3 protein-coding genes are annotated in these 4,173 nt (G+C 33.4%); 1 reads left to right on the plus strand and 2 read right to left on the minus strand.

The window, feature by feature from the left end:
- Positions 1 to 262 precede the first annotated feature (262 nt).
- The gene (locus GOQ24_RS09125) at positions 263 to 1,720 is read left to right on the plus strand and encodes an amino acid permease (protein WP_208103218.1); all 1,458 of its coding nucleotides are present in this window, start codon (positions 263 to 265) and stop codon (positions 1,718 to 1,720) included.
- A 72-nt stretch (positions 1,721 to 1,792) separates the two neighbouring features.
- On the opposite strand, the gene GOQ24_RS09130 is transcribed toward GOQ24_RS09125, so the two are convergent.
- Positions 1,793 to 3,820 carry a S8 family serine peptidase gene (locus GOQ24_RS09130; protein WP_155091482.1) on the minus strand — a complete coding sequence of 676 codons (2,028 nt, stop codon included), beginning with the start codon at positions 3,818 to 3,820 and terminating at the stop codon, positions 1,793 to 1,795.
- Between the two features lie 128 nt (positions 3,821 to 3,948).
- Positions 3,949 to 4,173: MazG nucleotide pyrophosphohydrolase domain-containing protein (locus tag GOQ24_RS09135; RefSeq protein WP_317165485.1), on the minus strand; the 225-nt coding region annotated here is incomplete at its 5' end.

Raw genomic sequence — 4,173 nt, forward strand, 5'->3', positions numbered from 1 at the left:
CTATTATTAATAATTAGAGGTTAAAAAAGTTTATTTTAAAGATAATCTTAAAAGCAAATATTATTCTGTATTATCACCACCGTGCCGAACTATTTTTGTTTTAATAGTCAATATGTAGAATATAATTTACTTTCTATTTTGATATTTGTCTTTAAATATGCGTTTTGAATAATAATATGGTTTGTTTTCAAAATGATATTTATGATTTTATGTGTTATATTGAATTTTTAATATTTAACTTTGCCCGCAAACAAATTAAATAATGAGCACTAATAATACAGTAAAAAGAGGATTAAAAGCAAGACACCTCTCAATGATAGCCATTGGAGGATGTATAGGTACAGGTTTATTTATGGCAAGTGGCGAAGCTATACGTTCAGCAGGACCTGGTGGAGCTTTGATAGCTTATGCTGCTATTGGCCTAATGGTTTACTTTTTAATGACCTCTTTAGGTGAGATGGCAACTTATCTACCAGTATCGGGTTCTTTTAGTACATATGCAGCCAGGTATGTGGATCCTTCACTTGGTTTTGCTTTAGGTTGGAACTATTGGTTCAACTGGGTTATTACTGTCGCTGTTGATGTATCTATCGCCGCCATTGTTATTTCGTATTGGGCACCGATGACCTTTATTCCTACTTGGGGATGGAGTCTAATCTTTTTTAGTATAATCGTATTATTAAATATGTTATCAGTAAAGGCTTATGGTGAGTCTGAATATTGGTTTTCCTTTGTTAAAGTAGTTACCGTTATTATCTTTTTAATAGTCGGATTATTGACAATCTTCGGTATAATGGGTGGTGAATATATTGGCTTTAAGAATTTTACTTTAGGAGAAGCTCCTTTATTAGGCGATGGCTTTTCAGGAAGATTTTTAAGCATATTAGGTGTTTTCTTAATCGCAGGATTCTCTTTTCAAGGTACTGAACTAATTGGAATTACAGCAGGTGAATCTGAAGATCCGGAGAAGAACATCCCTAAAGCAATCAAACAAGTCTTTTGGAGAATATTGATTTTCTATATTCTTGCCATCTTTGTTATAGGTTTGATAATCCCATATACAAGCCCACAACTATTAGGAGCAGATGTAAGTGAGATTGCAAAATCGCCATTTACATTGGTATTTGAAAAGGCACATTGGACTTTTGCAGCCGCTTTGATGAATGCAGTAATCCTTACTTCTATTTTATCAGCAGGCAATTCGGGAATGTACGCTTCAACTCGTATGCTATATGCAATGGGAAAAGACGGAATGGCTCATAAATCTTTTCAAGGAACAAATAAACACGGAGTACCAATCTTGGCCCTTGGTGCTACAGCGTTAGTTGTGTTGCTAATCTTCTTAGTGCAAGCTAATTTTGACAAAGCGGTAGATTATGTATTAGCAGCCTCTGGATTAACAGGGTTTATTGCATGGCTTGGTATTGCTCTTAGTCACTACCGTTTCCGCAGAGCTTATGTGAAGCAAGGAAAAGATATAAATAACCTTGTATACAAAGCTAAGTGGTTTCCCTTTGGTCCTATCTTGGCAGTGATCTTATGTATACTTGTTATCATAGGGCAAGATTCTAAACTTATTTTCGAAGGAGTATTTGATCTTGAAGGAATTATTATTACTTATATGGGTATTCCTTTCTTCTTATTCTTCTATTTGTATCATAAATTGAAATACAAAACGAAAATAGTTCCATTAAGTAAAGTTGATTTATCTAAGAAATAAGTAAAGGCTGTCCATGGACAGCCTCTTTTGTTCTATATTCCTTGTTTATTTATAACTTCCAATTTTGAAACATCACTTCTTGATAATCAAGAATTCTTTTGTTTCTATCTCATTGATAACTTTAACTATATAAGAGCCTTTTATTAAATGAGAACAATCAACCTGTAAGACTGTATCGATAGCTTGTAAGTTTTGATTAAGTACTAATTTTCCAGTATTGTTGTAAATTAATACTTGATGAATGCCTGTATCAAGGTTAGTTTGAATATTTAGCGTAGTTTCAACAGGGTTAGGCCAATGAAGAGGCTTTATTGTACTTGCTTTACTTTCTTTTGTACCGATTGGGAAAGTTACTTTTGTTAGTTTTAAAGGTGTATCAGCTGTTACAACTAATGAATACCTTTGCTGGTCATTAACTAAGGTGCCTTTATGTGTAATTCTAACTAAGAAGGTCTTAGTAGGTAATAAGTCTTCTTCTATTTGCTCTATATTATCAACGTTATTATCTCCTTTAAGTGCTTTTAGATTATTAAAATCCTTATTGAGGTACCAAGGTGAATAAACTTTAGTACCAGAAACAATTCTCATATCCAGGTCATTAACTAAAGCGTTCTTGTATATTTCGTAGTATATGTCACTCATGCTTACTTCTCCTGCAGGATCTGTCCATGATAGTGTTGCTTTAAGGTTTTTGACAATATCCTTACCTGTTATCCAAATAAGGCTTTCTTCTTGGTTGTTTAGCGTTCTTTCGATAACAATTGTTTCGCTATAGGATCTTTCTAAAATATCAAGTCCTTTAGCAGCATTTATCATTCCCCATCCATAAATAGGATTAGGACCTGGGGCAAGTAACTCTCCGTTATAATGTGTCATCTTTGTGGCACTATTGGCCATAATAGCGCGCATTGTAGCTGAATCATAAGCGTTGTTAGTATTCAAGATACACCATTGTTGCCAAAGGCCAATGGTTGCAGCCACAAGAGGAGTAGCCATTGATGTTCCTGTAAGTTCTCCATATACTTGGTTGTCTTTTTTGTCAAAAGTCTCTTTTGTATTGGGCGATAAACTTGAATATACTTTAGTTCCAGGAGCAGCGATATCGGGTTTGATTCTAAAATCCTTAGTAGGTCCGAAACTACTACTTATCTCAATATCCATTTGACCATTGTTTAGCTCTCGGTCAATATTCCCAACTGTGATTATATTCTTTGCAACAGCTCTATTTACAAGAATGTCAAATCCATTTTTCTTGTTAATTCTTCGATGCTCGTCCCTATTATTTCCAGCAGACACCACAGGTTGATACTTGGGTGCAGCATAAGTTATACGATCAATATCACTTGCTTGTCCATAGTATGCCCCAATTATTTTTGGATCTAAAATAAAACTACCGAAATAATTAAAGAAACTTAAACCATAAGAGTGATTCGAAACCAGTAGTCCATTCTGCGCGGCATAATGCATTTCAATGGTATCATCTAACCAATCATAACCGTGAATTATATAATCGCTTCCAACCCCTTTACTTTGAGGATTAACTCCATAGGCTCCTATTGTTCCAGCAATGTGAGTAGCATGTTGTTGTCTGTATTGATATGACCACAATTGATTGCGATTATCTAAGATATCCGGATAGGCATTTTTATACAATATCCGATTTGGAATATTCTCAAATTCTCTGTGTTCCTTATAGGGTAAAGTCCCATCCCATAAGCCTATTTCCATATCCTGACCTAAAAGAGTAATGCCTTCAAATACTTTTTGTTGGACAGATTCTATTCCAATAATACCCCTATTGATAGAATTTGTAGATTCATAATAAATTGGATTTCCAAATTCGTCTACTGAAACTAATTCAGCAAAACTTCCATTTCTACTGATAAAGAAAGGGTCAAGCTTATTAATAGAAATAGCTATCAGCTTTTTTGTACGTGCATACTTAGACTTTCTTTTTAAGGAATTAGCAACAAGCTCCGCTTCTTGGGGATCATAGTTTTTAGTTATATTCCTTTTGGTATCAACAGACTGACCATAACAAAAAAGCATATTAAAAAAACAAAATAGCAAAATAGCAGATAATAAGTTTAGATTTTTCATAATTTCATGTTTTTACTGTTACTACAGTTCTCACAAGCAATATGCCATCTAAAATGATACTTTCTATTTTATATACTATTGTTACTTTAATATTTGTTTATTATACTTAATAAATTAAGAATCTTAAGTTACAAACCAATTTTCTTAACTTCTATCCAATATTGATTTAGTTCTTCAGCAGATAAGTCACTTATTACTTTATTGTCTTTGATAATAAGTTGTTCTAATTTTTGAAAACGATTAATAAATTTGTTATTCGCTTTAGCCAATGCTTGTTCTGGATCTATTTTCACAAAACGCGCATAGTTAACCAAAGAGAATAAAATATCTCCAAATTCATCTTCCATTTGTGT

Source organism: Myroides sp. LoEW2-1 (assembly GCF_009767705.1).
Classification (GTDB): Bacteria; Bacteroidota; Bacteroidia; order Flavobacteriales; family Flavobacteriaceae; genus Flavobacterium; species Flavobacterium album_A.